The sequence below is a fragment of the Alcaligenes ammonioxydans genome, from assembly GCF_019343455.1.
In the GTDB taxonomy this organism is placed as follows: Bacteria; Pseudomonadota; Gammaproteobacteria; order Burkholderiales; family Burkholderiaceae_B; genus Alcaligenes; species Alcaligenes ammonioxydans.
Genome location: NZ_CP049362.1, coordinates 816873 through 833652, shown reverse-complemented (window position 1 = coordinate 833652; position 16780 = coordinate 816873). Strand labels below are relative to the sequence as shown.

The 16780-nt window shown below is 58.3% G+C and carries 11 protein-coding genes and 1 tRNA gene; 4 read left to right on the top strand and 8 right to left on the bottom strand.

Annotated elements, in window-relative coordinates; genetic code table 11:
- Positions 1–19: 19 nt before the first annotated feature.
- The 5 genes from FE795_RS03785 to mnmD form a co-directional block, all read right to left on the bottom strand.
- Positions 20–679 carry a methionine ABC transporter permease gene (locus FE795_RS03785; RefSeq protein ID WP_003803514.1) on the bottom strand — a complete coding sequence of 220 codons (660 nt, stop codon included), beginning with the start codon at positions 677–679 and terminating at the stop codon, positions 20–22.
- Entirely contained in the window at positions 676–1686 is a 1011-nt protein-coding gene (locus FE795_RS03780; protein ID WP_003803516.1) for a methionine ABC transporter ATP-binding protein, read from the bottom strand. Before FE795_RS03780 ends, FE795_RS03785 begins: the two co-directional genes overlap by 4 nt.
- Positions 1687–1934: 248 nt before the next feature.
- A tRNA-Lys gene (locus tag FE795_RS03775) sits at positions 1935–2010 on the bottom strand.
- Between the two features lie 257 nt (positions 2011–2267).
- Positions 2268–4436 carry a glycoside hydrolase family 31 protein gene (locus tag FE795_RS03770; RefSeq protein WP_059318806.1) on the bottom strand — a complete coding sequence of 723 codons (2169 nt, stop codon included), beginning with the start codon at positions 4434–4436 and terminating at the stop codon, positions 2268–2270.
- A 151-nt stretch (positions 4437–4587) separates the two neighbouring features.
- Complete coding sequence (gene mnmD / locus FE795_RS03765) at positions 4588–6453, bottom strand: tRNA (5-methylaminomethyl-2-thiouridine)(34)-methyltransferase MnmD (RefSeq protein ID WP_003803520.1); 1866 nt, start codon at positions 6451–6453, stop codon at positions 4588–4590.
- 132 nt (positions 6454–6585) lie between these two features.
- On the opposite strand from mnmD, the gene FE795_RS03760 reads away from it, so the two are divergent.
- Positions 6586–7449, top strand: coding sequence for an inositol monophosphatase family protein (locus FE795_RS03760; protein ID WP_003803521.1), 864 nt, complete (start codon positions 6586–6588; stop codon positions 7447–7449).
- Positions 7450–7592: 143 nt separating this feature from the next.
- Here FE795_RS03760 and FE795_RS03755 read toward each other — a convergent pair whose 3' ends face one another.
- Entirely contained in the window at positions 7593–9290 is a 1698-nt protein-coding gene (locus FE795_RS03755) for an AMP-binding protein (RefSeq protein WP_219235710.1), read from the bottom strand.
- 80 nt (positions 9291–9370) lie between these two features.
- Here FE795_RS03755 and FE795_RS03750 point away from each other — a divergent pair, with 80 nt between their 5' ends.
- The 3 genes from FE795_RS03750 (at position 9371) to mgtE (ending at position 12602) form a co-directional block, all read left to right on the top strand.
- Positions 9371–10570 (top strand): M20 aminoacylase family protein, encoded by a 1200-nt coding sequence (locus tag FE795_RS03750; protein ID WP_219235709.1) that lies wholly within the window; start codon positions 9371–9373, stop codon positions 10568–10570.
- Positions 10571–10754: 184 nt separating this feature from the next.
- Positions 10755–11099, top strand: a complete 345-nt coding sequence (locus FE795_RS03745) for an acyl-CoA thioesterase (RefSeq protein WP_003803527.1) — start codon at positions 10755–10757, stop codon at positions 11097–11099.
- Between the two features lie 21 nt (positions 11100–11120).
- Positions 11121–12602 carry a magnesium transporter gene (gene mgtE / locus FE795_RS03740; RefSeq protein WP_003803528.1) on the top strand — a complete coding sequence of 494 codons (1482 nt, stop codon included), beginning with the start codon at positions 11121–11123 and terminating at the stop codon, positions 12600–12602.
- A 272-nt stretch (positions 12603–12874) separates the two neighbouring features.
- On the opposite strand, the gene FE795_RS03735 is transcribed toward mgtE, so the two are convergent.
- A complete protein-coding gene (locus tag FE795_RS03735; RefSeq protein WP_219235707.1) occupies positions 12875–13789 on the bottom strand; it encodes a DUF1932 domain-containing protein in 915 nt (304 codons plus the stop codon).
- Positions 13790–13991: 202 nt separating this feature from the next.
- Positions 13992–16718: a preprotein translocase subunit SecA gene (gene secA, locus FE795_RS03730; protein ID WP_003803532.1), complete on the bottom strand. Its 2727-nt coding sequence runs from the start codon at positions 16716–16718 to the stop codon at positions 13992–13994.
- Between the last annotated feature and the right edge of the window lie 62 nt (positions 16719–16780).

Sequence of the window (16780 nt, the reverse complement as noted above, 5' to 3'; positions counted from 1 at the left end):
TAACCACCACTGCCGGGACTTATTTTCGGCTCAAACGAGCCACCATGGCGTCTCCAAACACTTGCAGGAGTTGCACCAGCACCACCAGGATAGCCACGGTAACCACCATGACATCCGTTTGATAACGTTGATAACCAAAGCGCAGCGCCAGGTCACCCAGACCGCCGCCCCCAATCACACCAGACATGGCTGAATAGCCCACCAGGGCAATGGCAGTCACGATCAAGGCCGCCACAATCCCCGTGGTCGCCTCCGGCAGCAAGGCCAGCAGAACCGTCTGACGGGAATTGGCTCCCATGGCGCGACAGGCTTCATTGACGCCGGGGTCCAGCTCACGCAGGACGTTTTCCACCAGACGGGCAAAAAACGGCGCAGCACTTAAGACCAGCGGCGGGATCGCCCCCTGCACCCCTAAAGACGTACCGGCCAGAATGCGGGTCAAAGGGATAATGACGATCAAGAGAATCAGAAACGGCACCGACCGCAAAATGTTCACAATCAGCGACAAAGTCTGGTACACCCAGGCGTTGTCCAGCATCTGCTTGCGACTGGTCAGAAACAACAGCACGCCAAGGGGCAAACCAATAATGGCGGTAAAGCCCAGCGAGATACCCGTCATCAACAAGGTATCGATGGTGGCTTCACCAATCAGCGCCCAATCCAAATTGCTAAAGTTCATGGTCGCAATACCTCAAACTGCACATTCAATTCATCCAGCAAGGCATCCAGCCCTGCTTTGGCCTGAGCATCCCCTTGCACCGCCACGACCAACTGCCCATAAGGCTCGGTTTTGATACGGCCAATGGCGCCTTGCAAGATACTGACATTCAGGCCCAACTGGCTGGTAATACGGCTGATTAATGGCTCGGTAGTGGCCACCCCACGCACACTCAGGCGCATGACACTGCCAGGTACACCTTCTGCCAAGGCAAGCCAGTCGTCGATATTCACTCCACTTTCACTGAGCAAGGACTGGGTGGTGGGATGATGCGGGTGCAGGAACACATCCAGCACTTCGCCACATTCCACAATCTTGCCAGCATCAATCACGGCCACCCGGTCGCAAACCGAACGAATCACATCCATGCCATGAGTAATAAGAACGATCGTCAGTCCCAGCTCTTGGTTGATCTGGCGCAGCAAACGCAGGATGGACTGGGTGGTTTCCGGGTCCAGTGCCGAGGTGGCCTCGTCACACAACAAAAGCTGTGGACGATTGGCCAGGGCACGCGCAATACCGACACGTTGCTGCTGCCCGCCCGATAACTGACGCGGGTATTTGTTGGCGTGGTCCTTCAAGCCCACCAGCTCCAGGACTTCCAGAGCGCGCTGTTGGCGTTGGGCACGCCCCACCCCGGCCAAACGCAAGGGAAAACAAACATTATCGAGAACGGTACGGGAATGAAGCAGATTGAAATGCTGGAATACCATCCCCACGCCTTGCCGGAAGGCGCGCAACTGTGCGCCCGAAAAACGCGTGATGTCCTGGTCCTGCACCCAGACCTGGCCCGAGCTGGGTTGCTCAAGCAGATTCAACATGCGGATCAGCGTACTTTTCCCGGCACCCGAGCGACCAATAATACCGAAGACCTCTCCTTGGTGAATCTGCAAGGAAACGTCGTTCAAGGCGTGAACGGTCTTGCCTGCCAGGGAATAGGTTTTTGAGATGTGTTCAAGACGAATCAAAATGAACTCAGCCTAGTTAGTCAGTCGAGTTATAAAAGCCTGAGCTGTAAGCGAAATTTACCATAAAGCAAATTTGGCGATGACCAGATAGATATAACCCATGGAAATATTGAAACCATACTGAGGGCTGCACTGTATAGCAAGATTTCCGACCGGCCAATGCGCGCGGATGTGACCTTGGCTGTGCAAGGCAAGCGCCCAAAGAAAAAGGCCGCTAAGCGCGGCCTTGTTTCTACGTTTCAGTGTAGTGGTGGGTCGTGCGCGACTCGAACGCGCGACCAACGGATTAAAAGTCCGCTGCTCTACCGACTGAGCTAACGACCCCCTACTGAAAGATGAAATTATGTCCTGATCCCGAACTCTCGTCAAGCACTAAATGCAAAATAATGCGCAAAAAGGTGATTTTTTTTAAAACGACCTGAAAATGAAGGCCGCGAGGCCCTTTCCCACCCCACTTTTGCCTGCCGCAGAAACAAAATCTGAACATGAGCTACCACTCAGCCATAAAAAATGCCTCCCGATACTGAGGTCAGACCTCAATGCCGGGAGGCATTCCAAGACGATTCAGATTCGTCTAGCGCTTAACGGGCGCGAGAAATACGAACCTCGGCGCCACGGCGTTTGACTTCCAAGCCCTCAGACGGCAGGATCTTCAACCCTTCCAGCCCCTTGATATAGCTGGACCCCTGCATCTGCATGACGCGAATCTTGTTGCGCATCACAACCGGGCTGTGCTCGGGCATGCCAAACATCCAGACCTCGTCGAGCAAACGCGCCGAGTTGAACTCGGAGGTGTGCTTGACCACCGGCCCCAGACACAACATATGGCCTTCGCGGCCAAAGACCGGCAAGCGATCCAGACCCACCGTCATTTTCAGGGTCGTGCCACCTTCGTAACGCCAACCCGTGCTCAGATCCCACCAGGCATCGCCTGCAGGCAAATAGACCTCAATATCCTGACCAGGCTGCAAAACAGGTGCCACCAGCAAGGCCGGCCCCAACAAATACTGGGTATCCCACAAGCGGGCCTGAGCATCGGCGGGGAAACTTTGAGCCATGGAACGTTGCACCGGCAGACCGGTACGCACGGCGTCCTCAATAATGCCCAGCACATAAGGCACTAGACGGAAACGCCACTCCAGCCAATGCGCAACCAGCGCCTGCGTTTCCTGGTCAAATGCATCTGGACGCAGCGCAGGGACCCCTTGCAGGCTGAAATTGGCTGAAAAGACCGACATCGCCAACCACCGCAGGTACAGCTCAGGCGTCATGGCATCGGTGGGCGCTGCCGCATTGCCCCAGCCATGAATCTGGATGGGCACGCCACTATTACCGGTGGCCAGAGCCGACTTCAACGACTGGGTCAACCCGGCCCAGGTGTTATCGACCTGAGGCCCCAACTGCCAGGCAAAGCGTTGGGAGGACGGACTCAGGTCGCGGCTGGCTACGACTCCTTCTTGCGGCGTCTTGTGACCGGCAACCGCGTCAAACAAAGCCTGACGGGCCAGCACAGGGTAAATCGCACGCAACAAAGCGCCGGACTCGCCACCACGGCTGGTGATGGCATCAGGAATCTCAAAGCGGGCATTGCACAACACCGCCCCCAGGCCATCATCGACCATCTGACGCTGACGCTCGGCCCACATGCGGAACACGTCCTTGTGAGTCAGGTCCAGCAAGCCGTAGTCTCGGCCACCGCTCAGCTCGTCACCGGGGAACACATGGGCGCAACCGTCATCATCATTGATGAGCAACCAGCCGCGGTCTTCCCACTCTTCAAACAAGCTGGTGCCGGCCAGCACACAAGGGCGCGTCCAGGCAGCCAGTTGCAACTGGTCGTTTTGCAAGGCCGAGAAGGACTCACGGGGATCGGCCATGCGTGCCGCGTCCCATTCCAATGTAGGCTTGTCCTGTTGAAAATCGTAGGGCTCCGGTGGCGGCAGGACAGCCACATCCAGGGCAATGCCCTGTTCGCGACACTGACTGGCCAGCTCACGCAAGGAGGTCACGTCCCGAGCCTGGGCGCCATCCAGCCACAACCCCATCGGTGTGACACCCGGCTGGCCGGCTCGTCCCGTCAGGGCCGAATACTGATTGATGATTTCGCTGGGATCGCCCAAAAACAGGAAAAAATCCAGGTCGGCGGCATGGACACGAGCACGATACGCATCCAAATCGTGCTGCCCCAGATCGTGTTCAACCCGCTCGAACGTATTGATGTACAGCCCCCAGCCCTGAGTGCTCCAGAGCAAAGGCAGGCTGCGATCTTCCGGACGATCGGAGTCAACCGTTTCCTCGCGCCGGTCCAGCTCACCGAGGGTTTCGCCCAGACCATACAGGGCGTCTTCCTCGGCCAGGGCCAGATCCAGTTGCCAGCATGGGCTGGGCTCTTGGACAAAGGTCAGCGGTTGCGCCGCACTGCTCAACAGCAGTTGCTCGCCCCGCCGGACCTCAAAGCGCCAGGGGTTGGACTGAATATGCAAGGCCACTTCGCCTTGCTCAATCCGCCACCCCGAATCGGCAGCTTCCAGTTGAAACTCGCTGACCGCCTCGTGGCGGGCCAGCAGCATGTCGCCCAAAGCTTTGGCACGAGCACTGAGCTTTTCGTTATCCAGCCGGGCCAGTGGCATACAGCGGAAACGAAAAACACCCGGCGCATGAGCTTCGATACGCAGCGCAAAATCGGTTTCGACAAAAGCGAAATCGGCCAGGGCCGGTTTCGTCGTCAACAAACTCAGATGATTAAACAATTGTGTCACGTCGTCAGAGTGGAGCGAACGGCACGATGCTGATCGCAGGGTCACGCTCAAGATTACTTAACAAGGTCACTATTTTGACGTATTTGCGCTACAAAGGAAAATGTTGCTTCAAAATTCGTCGAAATAAATCGAAAGACTGACCTTAGCGAGGTAGGAGGGCTTGCTCCAAACGCCGCTCCAAAGGAACGGGTTCCTCCAGACAATAGGCGGCAAACAAACTGGCTGCCAGCAGGCTCCAGCTCAAACCACGCGAGCCGTAAGCCGCAGCCATAAACAAACCGGGCTGCCCCGGCACAAAACCCATCACAGGCAAATGATCACTTAATGCACAGCGCCAGCCAGCCCAACCCTGCTCGGGCAAATCCCCCCCAACCGCGGGATTGGCCAACATGGCAGACACTTTTTCTATATTTTGCGCATGCCCCAGGCGACTGATCTGAGCAGCGTCACCAGAACGCTCGTACGTGCTGCCGATAACCTGGCCGTAGGAATCAACCGGCAGGATATAGCCCTGGCCGCTTAAAGTCACCTCCCCACGGGTCAAGGACTGCCCAGGAGGCAGATAGCTGACCTGTCCGGCCAGACGCTGCATGGCCATGAGCCTGGGCATGAGGCACTCGGTCAACAGTTCGGCTGGCAACACGCTCAGGCTTTGCGCCGCTGCCGCCACCACCACCCGATTGCTGCTTTCCAGGCAGTCCCCGTGCTGATTGCATACTTGCCAGACACCGGGTTCGTGTCCGGCACGCAAAAAGACCCGCTCTGGCAAGCACTCAATCAAGGGGTGATCGAGCAAATGAGCGACCAGTGCCCCGGGGTCAAGCACCATACCCTGCGGAAAATACAGGCCGCCACGCTGCAAGGGCACGCCAGCCAGTGCGGAAGCCTGCTCACGATCCTGCCAATGCACCCAGTCCGGGTCCAAAGCCAAACGGGCCAAGGCTTGCTGAATCTCGGCATCGCCGTTGCCCGCCTGCCCAAATACCAGCGTGCCGACCCGACGGGGCCGGGCAGCCTGCGGCAGTGTTTTCCAGCCCTGCCAGACACGCAGCACGGCATTGCGGCTCAACCGGGCCAACGGCGCGTCATCCAGCGCAAAGACCGGCGAGATCGCGGCCAGACGGTGGCCATGGTGACTGGCATCCAGCCCCTTGCTCAACACGGGGTCACACACCAGAACGGGCACCCCTTTGCGGGCCATTTCCCAGGCGCAGGCGGCCCCCGCCAAACCGGCCCCCACCACAAGCACTCGCCCCTGCGCACTTGGCACGGGACGGCGGCGCCCCAGATGTGAACGCAGACGGGCGCGTATCGTGCACCATTTCCCACCCGCTCCCGGCACCTTCTCCACCTCGAAACCAACTGAGGCCAAGTCCCGGCGTACCTGCCCGGCACAGCACCAGGAGGCCGCCGTGGCTCCCGGCGCCGCCAGACGGACCAGTTGTCCGAGAACCGCACGTGACCACATGGACGGATTGCCGCGAGGCGCGAAGCCATCCAGATAAAACGCATCCGCATGGCACTGCAGCTCACGCATCATGGTGTGCGCCTGCCCGAACGCCAAGGTCAGGGTGACTTGTCCCTGATCCAGCTCCAGACGGTGTATCCCCGGCACCAAAATGGGCCAGGCAGCCAAGAGCTCCTGAGCCAGCGCCTGCAGCTCCTGGGGCAAGCGCTCGTATAAAAGAGCCAAATCAGAGCGGTGAAAAGGATGCGCCTCTACCGATACAAAGTGCAGTCTGTGGCTTCGCTGCGGGTCCTGCCGCCACGCCTGCCAGGTGGCCAGAAAGCTGGCCCCCAGTCCAAAGCCGGTTTCACAAATCGTAAACTGGGCTCGCCCCCGCCACCGTTCAGGCAGGCCATTACCTTGCAGAAACACCCGCCGCGCCTGCCCCAGCGGGCCATCGGCCGGATGATACGTGTCCTGATAGACCGCGCTGACGGGTACGCCCTGCTCGTTGAACGCAAGGACGGCGGGCACCAAGGGCTCAAACGCAGAGGCCGCCATTAATTTCCCCGCCCTTCACAACACTCATACACGCTCGAACCCCTTAAACTGGCCTTAATCAAACTGACACCAACAAACACGTACAATAAAAAGTCTTTGCTTCTGACTTTTCTTTTTTAGAACCGGATTGCCATGCCATTGTCACGTTTACCGCTCAGCGCCTGCCTGGACGCTGCCGTTACCGCAGCCCATGCCGCCGCCGCCATTTTACAAGCCTATGCGTCGGACCGTAGCGCTTTGGTGATCAGCAGCAAAATGCACAACGACCTGGTGTCGCAAGCGGATCACGAAGCGGAACAGGCCTGCATCAGTGTACTGATGGAGCGCACCCCGGACATTGATATCGTGGCCGAGGAAAGCGGCGGGGTGAATACGGGACGCCCCACCTGGTATATCGACCCGCTCGACGGCACGACCAACTTTCTGCATGGTATTCCCCACTATGCCGTATCGGTCGCCCTGATTGCACCTGCCGGCACGCCCATGGATAACGGCATTCTGGCGCAGGACACTCCGGTCATTGCCGTGGTCTACGACCCCAACCGCGAAGAACTGTTTACTGCCATGTACGGGGTGGGTGCCTGGCTGAACGGCAGCCGCATTCAGACGTCATCCTCGCAAAAGCTGGCCGACTCGGTCCTGGCCACCGGCTTCCCCTTTCGCGACTTCTCTTTTTCCGACCAATACATGCCCGGCCTGAACGCCGCCATCACGGGCAGCCGTGGGGTACGCCGCATGGGGGCAGCCGCCCTGGATCTAGCCTGGGTTGCCTGCGGCCGGTACGACGGCTACTGGGAGATGGGCCTGGCGCCCTGGGATGTTGCCGCTGGCACACTGCTGGTACGCGAAGCCAAGGGCGTATGCCAGGATTTGTATCAGGAAGAGCCCTGGCCCGTCAGTGGTCATGTCTACGCGGGTAACGCCCATATAGCCGATGAGTTGCTGGCCGTGGTGAGCCCTTCGCTGACGCAGCGTCCCGTCAAACCTGCCCCTTAAGCTGCGCAGGCACCGTGCCCCCTCGTGAGCGGGACGGATCACATTAAAAAACAGCGGCCCCATTTGAAATGGACCGCTGTTTTTCCTCTAGGGGTAGGCTGTCCCCACGCTGCACGGCGGACACCCATCACGAACCTGCCCTGTCAGGCTTGCGTGTTGGGCTTGATCTCTTCATCTCTCAGAACCCGTCGCAAGATCTTGCCCACATTGCTCTTGGGCAATTCGTTCCGGAACTCGATAATCCGGGGACGCTTGTAGGCCGTCAGCCGTTCTTTGCACCACTGTTTGATATCCGCTTCTGTCAGGGAAGGATTGCGCTTTACCACGAAAAGCTTGATGCTCTCGCCACTGTGCTCACTGGGCACCCCCACGGCGGCCACTTCCAGCACATCCGGATGAGCGGCGACCACTTCCTCAATCTCATTGGGGTAGACATTGAAACCTGACACCAGAATCATGTCTTTCTTGCGGTCCACCAGGCGAATGCGCCCTTGCTGGTCCATCACGCCAATATCTCCGGTTTTCAGAAATCCATTGGGCGTAAAGACATTCGCTGTTTCTTCGGGCTGATTCCAGTAGGCGGACATCACTTGCGGCCCTTTGACGGCCACCTCCCCCTGCTCGCCCATCGCCACAGGCTGGCCCTGTTCATCGAGCAGTAATACATCGGTAGAAGGCACCGGGAAACCGATGGTTCCGCTGAAGTCACGCGAATCCGTGGAGTTCACCGCCACCACCGGCGAGGTTTCCGACAAACCATAACCTTCGATCAAAGGGCAGCCTGTCACCGCCAGCCAGCGCTCGGCCACCGTCTTTTGCAGCGCAGCCCCTCCGGCCAGGCACAGCTTGAGCTGATCAAAAGGAAGGCTGCGAAACTTCTCATGATTGGCCAGGGCGTTAAACAGGGTGTTCACTGCGGGAACAACTTCAGGTGGATTGCGCTTCCAGGCTTTGAACACGGAATTGAGATCACGCGGATTCATCACCAGCACCATGTGCATACCCGCATACACGGCAAACAGCCCGCATACCGTCAGCGCAAAAATATGATAGAGCGGCAGGGCCACCATCATGGTGTAAGCAGGACCTTTAAAATCGCCCAACGCGGGAAAGCCGACCGCCTCGACCTGTAAAACGTTAGCCATCAGATTGCGTTGACTGAGCATGGCGCCTTTGGGGCGCCCGGTGGTGCCCCCCGTGTATTGCAACAGCGCCAGATCGTCAGGCTTGGCTGCTTGCCGGTGCAGGCTCGCTTGCCCGCCCTGCTCAAGCACGGCCTGCAGGCGCTGCGCCCCCGGCAAGGAATAAGGGGGCACCATGCGTTTCAGATAGCGCACGGCAAAATTCACCACACTGCCTTTGAACCCCATCAGATCGCCCACGGTACTGAGCACAACATGGGCCGGTCTGAGTTTGGCCGGAACCTGTTCGAGCACATGCGCAAAGGTTTCCAGGATCACGATGATCTGAGCCTGACTGTCGGCCAGTTGGAACTCCAGCTCGCGTTCGGTGTATTGGGGGTTGGTGTTCACGCCCACCATGCCTGCCCGCAGGCTTCCCAGCAAACAAATCAGAAAAGGCAAACCATTGGGCAGCATCAACATGATGCGGCTGCCGCGCTCCAGACCTTGTGCCTGCAACCAGGCGGCAAAGGCATCGGCCCGGCGGTCCAGTTCGTCGTAGGAAATATCGTGCCCCATAAAGGTCAGCGCCGTCCTGTCCTTATGCTTTTTAATCGCAGCATCCAGACAATCGATCAGGGTCTGCCCGGCCCCCAGCTGAATGTCGTGGGGCACGGAGGCCGGATAATGCTCGAGCCAAGGTTTTTGCTGAGTATCCAAGGGCTTGTCACCTAATACGTGTTTATTTATGGTTAACTCTACTCTACTTTATTGTTCAAGCCCAAGGACAAGCCCGCATCATGAAGCTGTTTGAACCCATTTCCACCTGGTCCCATGAAATTGCAGCCATACGGCGTGATCTGCACGCCCATCCCGAGCTGGCTTTCGAGGAAACCCGGACGGCCGATCAGGTCGCATCCTGGCTGGAGAAATGGGGCATTCCGGTGCATCGGGGCCTGGGCGTCACAGGCGTAGTGGGAATTCTGGAAGGCACAGGCGGCCAGGGCCCGTCCGTGGGACTGCGTGCCGATATGGACGCCTTGCCCATGCAGGAACTGAACGAGTTTGAACACAAAAGCCGCCACGATGGCAAGATGCACGCCTGTGGGCACGATGGGCATACCGCCATGCTGCTGGGCGCAGCTCGTTATCTGGCTGAGCACCGCGATTTCGCGGGCACCATCTACCTTATTTTCCAGCCGGCAGAGGAAGGCTTTGGCGGCGCACGGGAAATGATCAGGGACGGCTTGTTCAAGCTGTTCCCCATGCAGGCCGTCTTTGGCCTGCATAACTGGCCCGGCATGCCAGCAGGCAGCTTCGGGGTTTTGCCAGGCGGCATGATGGCCTCGAGCAATACCTTTGAAATTCGTATTGAAGGCAAAGGGGCCCACGGTGGGATGCCCCACCTGGGCGTGGACCCCATCATGGCGGCCGTGCAACTGGCGCAAAGCCTGCAAACCATCGTCAGCCGCAATGTGGACCCACTCGAGCCCGTGGTGCTGAGCATTACCCAGATTCATGCTGGCTCTGCCGACAACGTCATCCCCAACGACGCTGTCATGCGCGGCACCGTACGCACCTTTTCCAACGAAGCGCTGGATCTGGTCGAGACCCGCATGCGCGAACTGTGTGAACAACTCTGCGCCGCTCAGGGTTGCAAGGCCGAGTTTGACTTTGACCGCCGCTACCCACCCACCATCAATGATCCCGAACAAGCGGCCTTTTGCGCGCAAGTCATCCGGGAACTGGTCGGCCCCGACAAGCTGCGCCAGGACATTCGTCCCTCCATGGGGGCCGAAGACTTCTCCTTCATGCTGCAGGAAGTCCCAGGCTGCTATGTCTGGCTGGGCAATGGCGAGGGCGAACACCGCAGCCCAGGTCACGGCATGGGCCCGTGCATGCTGCACAACGGCAGCTACGACTTTAACGATGCCCTGATTCCGGTCGGCGCCAGTTACTGGGTAAAACTGGCTCTGGACTGGCTGGCCCAACACCGTTGACGCTTTAACAAATGTTTCATAGCGGGCCTAAAGCTTGCCGTTACAATGGCAGGCTCTATTGCTGAGGGCAGCCACCCCGCGCGACGGGCATCAGTGCCCCACCCTTTCTTCCACTACGGGAGTCTTTGTGACTACATCAAGCAACCTTTCTTCGCTTCCGGACGGAGCCCCCACCTTGCGCGTCATGCCCATGCCTACGGACGCCAATATTCACGGTGACGTATTCGGTGGCTGGATCATGTCCCAAGTGGACATTGCCGGCGCGATTCCTGCAACACGACGCGCTCAAGGCCGGGTTGCCACCATCTCGGTGAATGCGTTTACCTTCAAGCAACCCGTGTTTGTGGGTGATTTGCTCAGCTTTTACACGGAAATCATCAAAACCGGCCGCACTTCCATTACGGTTTCGGTGGAAGTGTACGCGGAGCGCAAACGCCTGCAACTGGAAACGGTCAAAGTAACGGAAGCCACACTGACCTACGTGGCCACCGATGACGAGCGCCGCAGCCGTCCGCTGCCCCCTCTCTAAGTATTCGTGACAGGCAGGCCTATGCAGGAAAACCTGGTACCCCCCACTTCGCCCAGCGACACCCCCAAACCGCGCCGCCTGGAGCCCGAGGATGCGCAACAGGCGCTTTATCGCCTAAAGAACATCCTGAAGCGCCAGGAGGTCGTCGAATCACTGGCCCAGCGTCAGTTCGAGGACGACGACCGCTCCAACCTGCTTGAGGGTCTGATCCATCGCCAGCATGAAAGCGAGATCAAGGCCATCCTCAATGATCTGCACCCGGCCGACATCGCCTTTATCCTGGAGTCCTTGCCCGAGCTGGAACGACAGGCCATCTGGCAGTTGGTGGACGCCGAACACGATGCGGACGTGCTGCTGGAAGTGGCGGATTGGGCACGCGAATCGCTGATTCGCTCCATGGATACCGCAGACCTGATCGCTGCCGCCGGCAATATGGATGCCGACGAGATTGCTGATCTGGTGCCCGACCTGCCGCCCGATGTGGTGGCTGCCGTGCAACGCGGCCTGACGGATGAAGAGCGTGCGCAACTGATTGAAGCCATGGGCTACCCCGAGGACACGGTGGGCGCCATCATGGACTTTGACATGGTGCGTGTGCGTGAGGATGTCACCCTGGAGGTGGTCCTGCGCTACCTGCGCCGTCTACAGGAACTGCCAGACCACACTGACCAGATTTTTGTGGTGGACCGTGCCGATAAATTGCAGGGCACCCTGTCCCTGACCCGCATGCTGGTCAGTGAACCCGAGACGCTGGTGTCCTCGGTCATGTCCACCGATTATCTGACTCTCAATCCCCTGGACTCGGACTCGGATGCGGCCGGGGCTTTCGAGCGCTATGACCTGGTCTCGGCCCCGGTCGTCGACGATATGGGCCGACTGATAGGCCGAGTCACCATTGACGAAGTGGTGGACGTGCTGCAAGAAGACTCCGAAGAGCAAGCCTTGTCGCGTGCGGGTCTGCAAGAGGATGACATTTTCTCGCCCATCCGTACCGCCATCCGCAACCGGGCCCCCTGGCTGCTGATCAATCTCTGTACGGCGGCCACTGCCTCTTTCATTGCGTCGCGCTTTGAGGACACCGTCAGCCACATCGTGATCCTGGCTTTCCTGATGTCGATTGTGGCCGGGATTGGCGGCAACTCCGGCAACCAGACCATGACGATGATTATTCGTGCCATTGCGACGGGCCGTGTCACCGGTTCCAACGTCCTGCCGCTGATCAAGCGTGAGTTGCTGGTGACCTTTCTGGTCGGCGTCTGTGGCAGTGCGGTAACGGCCTTTTTTGCCTGGTTTATCTCCGGCTCGATTGCGATTGCCGCGGTGATGATGGCCGCCATGATCGGCAATATGCTGATCGGCGCAGCACTGGGCGTGATGATCCCGATTCTGCGTGATCGCTTCGGCAATGATCCCGCCGTGGGTTCCTCGGTACTGCTAACCTTCGCAACGGACTCGCTGGGTTTCCTGCTGTTCCTGGGATTGGCAACGGTATTCTTGCTATAAATCGCCAGCAGGCACGATTAAAGAAACCGGCTTCTGGCCGGTTTCTTTATATCGGCATCAAAGGAAATCAATCACGTCTTTTAATCGTTTGGTCCAGGGAAATCTGAACATCCAAACACTGGTATGCCCGATTATCGGGGCGTCGGCGTGTCAGCTTCCAGTATGTTGACTTCATTTCCTTAGATACAAGCTCTCTACCCTTCCGGTGCAAGCCTTGATGACCAATCCCATAAAGTGTCTCAAACCCAGAGGCGACGCATCCGACAGGAGCGCTAAACAGGTTTTCCAAGCAACGACGACCGGGGAGACGAGCAACGAGCCTCTTCCAGAAACACCTCCAGACTCTCCTCCGTCCCTACGGCCTGATCTCTTTGCAAAGACGCTGTCTGCGCTGTGTGCTCAAAGAAATCCAATACGCCATTGGTCACCCGTGGCGCAATGCCAGCCAGTTCCAATTGACGACGTACTTGCAGAACCTCATCACGACGGCGCACACCATGCACCAGGTGGCTGCGCAAGCAAGACTCCATAAAGTCCTGCAAGCCACGCTGGTTCAAATCCTCCAGCACTTCGTACAGCTCGGCCCGCAAACCCATGCGTTCGGCCAGCATCAGACTTTCAATCCCCAAGGCTTCCAAGCCCTTGGTCATGAGGCTACGCAGTAACTTAAGGCGCATCGCATCTCCGGCCTGTCCCGGCAAAACACGCACAGGAGCGCCCTGAGCCCGCCAGAAAGCCGCAGCCCTGCCAGCCCCCTGCCCGGCGGCCAGCAACGCCGTCTGAGCGCCTGTAGCGGGCACTGAGCCCATAATCGCCAGATCAGCCAACTCAACACCGTACTGCTGCGCCAGGACAGCCATGCCTTCCATGTCCTCAGGTTCAGCAGTACACAAATCCATATACAAGGCACCGGTCGTCAAGCAGGGCATGACCGCGCGGGCAACGGCGCCAGCCTGCGTCCCTGTAACGGCTGACAACACCCCGTCCAAATCCCGCCAGCGCGCATCTGCCTGCCGGCACAGCTGCGCACCCAATTGCTCGGCCAGCTCACGGGCAACTGCACTTTCGCGGCGCACCAAGATAAACGGAACCTGTACGCCAGCCGACGTCAGGGCTGCGCCATAAAAATGCGCCACCTCACCCGCCCCGACCAGGGCGACACGATGCAATAAGGGAGTTGTTGTCATAGAAAACACACGGAGAAAACGAGAAGTGACAGCCGTCTTTAGTCGGCTGCAGGCTGTAGCTTAACGGTAAAACTTCCCTGAGGGCCAAGAGACATTCAAACGCAACGTCGCCGCCCGGATCGCTGCCTTTACCCGAAAAAAAACCCCATGAACCGAAGATTCATGGGGTTGCTGCCAGCGTGCAGGACGATCTGAACCGGGATCAGTTCAATCGGCCATGACACTGCTTGTATTTCTTGCCACTGCCGCATGGGCAAGGATCGTTACGGCCCACACGTGGCACTTCGCCTTTGGCCACTTCATCCAGACCGGGATCTTCACCGCTCAGGGCAGCATCGTAGTCAGAATGATGGAAACGGACATTGGAGTTGGCGGGAACTTCAGCAGCGGCTTCCTCAACCTGCTCCGGCGTCTGGATACGTACCGTCATCAGCACCTTGACCACTTCGTCACGCACCCGGTCCAACATATCGGAAAACAGCTCGAAGGCTTCGCGCTTGTATTCCTGTTTAGGATCTTTTTGGGCATAGCCACGCAGATGAATGCCCTGACGCAGATGATCCAGTGCCTGCAGGTGCCCGCGCCACTGTGTATCGATCGATTGCAACAGTACTGCACGCTCGAAATTACCCCAGTTGGGCTGACCAACCTGATCGATCTTGGCCTGCAACAGACGTTGGGATTCCTCGATAACACGATCGTGCAAATCGTCGTCTGTCAGGTTGGATTCTTTCTCCAGCATTTCGGCCAGAGGCAGATCAATCTGGAAAGTGCTTTGCAAGGCGGTGGTCAGGCCCGGAATATCCCATTGCTCTTCCATCGTGTCTTGCGGCACGTACTCACGGAACAGGCGGCTGACGGCCGCTTCACGCAAACTGCTGATCGTTTCCGTAATATCGCCCGACTCCAGCACCTCATTACGCTGGGCGTAGATCACCTTGCGCTGATCGTTGGCCACGTCATCGTACTGCAGCAGCTGTTTACGAATATCGAAGTTACGCGCCTCGACCTTGCGCTGGGCCGACTCGATGGAGCGCGTCACCATGCGGGCTTCGATAGGCTCGCCTTCTGGCAGACGCAGGCGCTCCATGATGGCGCGGACGCGATCGCCAGCGAAGATACGCATCAAGGAATCTTCCAGCGACAGGTAAAAACGCGACGAACCTGGGTCGCCCTGACGACCGGCACGACCACGCAACTGATTGTCGATACGTCGGGACTCGTGGCGCTCGGTGCCAATAATGCGCAAACCGCCAGCCTGTTTAACCTGCTGGTTCAGCGGCTCCCATTCGGCACGGATAGCCTGAATGCGAGCCTCTTTCTGCTCGGCACTCAGCGACTGATCTTCACGCACGGCGGAAATGGCACGCTCGATGCTGCCACCCAGCACAATGTCGGTACCACGACCGGCCATATTGGTGGCGATCGTGACGTGACCCGGCTTGCCAGCCTCAGCCACGATATCGGCCTCGCGAGCATGTTGCTTGGCGTTCAGAACCTCGTGCTTGACGCCGGCAGCGTTCAGGCGCGTGGAAATCAGCTCGGAGTTCTCGATGCTGGTGGTTCCCACCAGTACAGGCTGACCGCGTTCGTGACAGTCCTGAATATCTTTCAGAATGGCATTGAACTTCTCGTCATCGGTTTTGAAAACCTGATCGTTCTGATCTTTACGCGCCAAAGGACGGTTAGGCGGGATGATGACGGTTTCAAGGCTGTAGATTTCCTGGAACTCGTAGGCTTCCGTATCGGCCGTACCGGTCATGCCGGCCAGCTTGTCGTACATGCGGAAGTAGTTCTGGAAAGTAATCGAGGCCAGCGTCTGATTCTCGTTCTGAATGCGTACGCCTTCTTTTGCTTCCACCGCCTGATGCAAGCCATCGGACCAGCGGCGACCCGCCATCAAACGACCGGTAAATTCATCCACAATCACCACTTCACCATCCTGAACCACGTATTGCTGATCGCGGAAGAACAGGTTGTGGGCGCGCAAGGCGACCATCAGGTGGTGCATCAGGGAAATATGGCGTGGCTCGTACAACGACTCGCCTTCGGGCAACAGACCGATTTCCGTCAGAATCTGCTCGGCACGTTCGTGACCGGCTTCGGAAATATGAACCTGCTGACCTTTCTCGTCGACCCAGAAGTCGCCTTCAGGCTCGGGCTCGTGTGGACGAGGCTCTTGCGTCATGCGGGTCAGCATGGGCGGAACCACGTTCATGCGCACGTACAGCTCGGTATTGTCTTCGGCCTGGCCGGAGATGATCAGCGGTGTACGGGCTTCATCGATCAGGATGGAGTCAACTTCGTCGACAATCGCGTAGGACAGGCCGCGCTGGCGGCGATCCTCGGCGCGGTATTCCATATTGTCGCGCAGGTAGTCAAAACCGAATTCGTTATTGGTACCGTAGGTGATGTCAGCCTGATAGGCGGCAATCTTCTCAGCGTTGTCTTGCTGAGGAACCACCACACCCACGCTCATACCCAGGAAGTTGTACAGACGGCCCATCCAGGCGGCATCCCGTCGAGCCAGGTAATCGTTCACCGTCACCACATGCACGCCCTTACCCGAGAGCGCATTCAAATACACGGCCAAGGTAGCGGTCAGCGTCTTGCCTTCGCCCGTACGCATTTCTGCAATCTTGCCATTGTGCAAGGCAATGGCGCCGAGCATCTGCACGTCAAAGTGACGCATGCCAAACACACGGACACCCGCTTCGCGCACCACGGCAAAGGCCTCGGGCAGGAGCGAGTTAAGCGAGGCGCCATCCTGAACACGCTGGCGCAGCTCCTGCGTCTTGGCTGCCAAGGCCTCGTCACTGAGTCCCTGCATGGCAGGCTCAAGAGCATTAATCTGGGCGACCTGCTTACGGTACTGTTTGAGCAGTCGGTCGTTACGACTGCCAATAAGCTTTTTCAGCAATGAAACCATTCTTGTGTCGTCAATGTAGGCGAGGCCGCAAGGGCTTGAATCTGTGCCTCGAGCCTATCTCT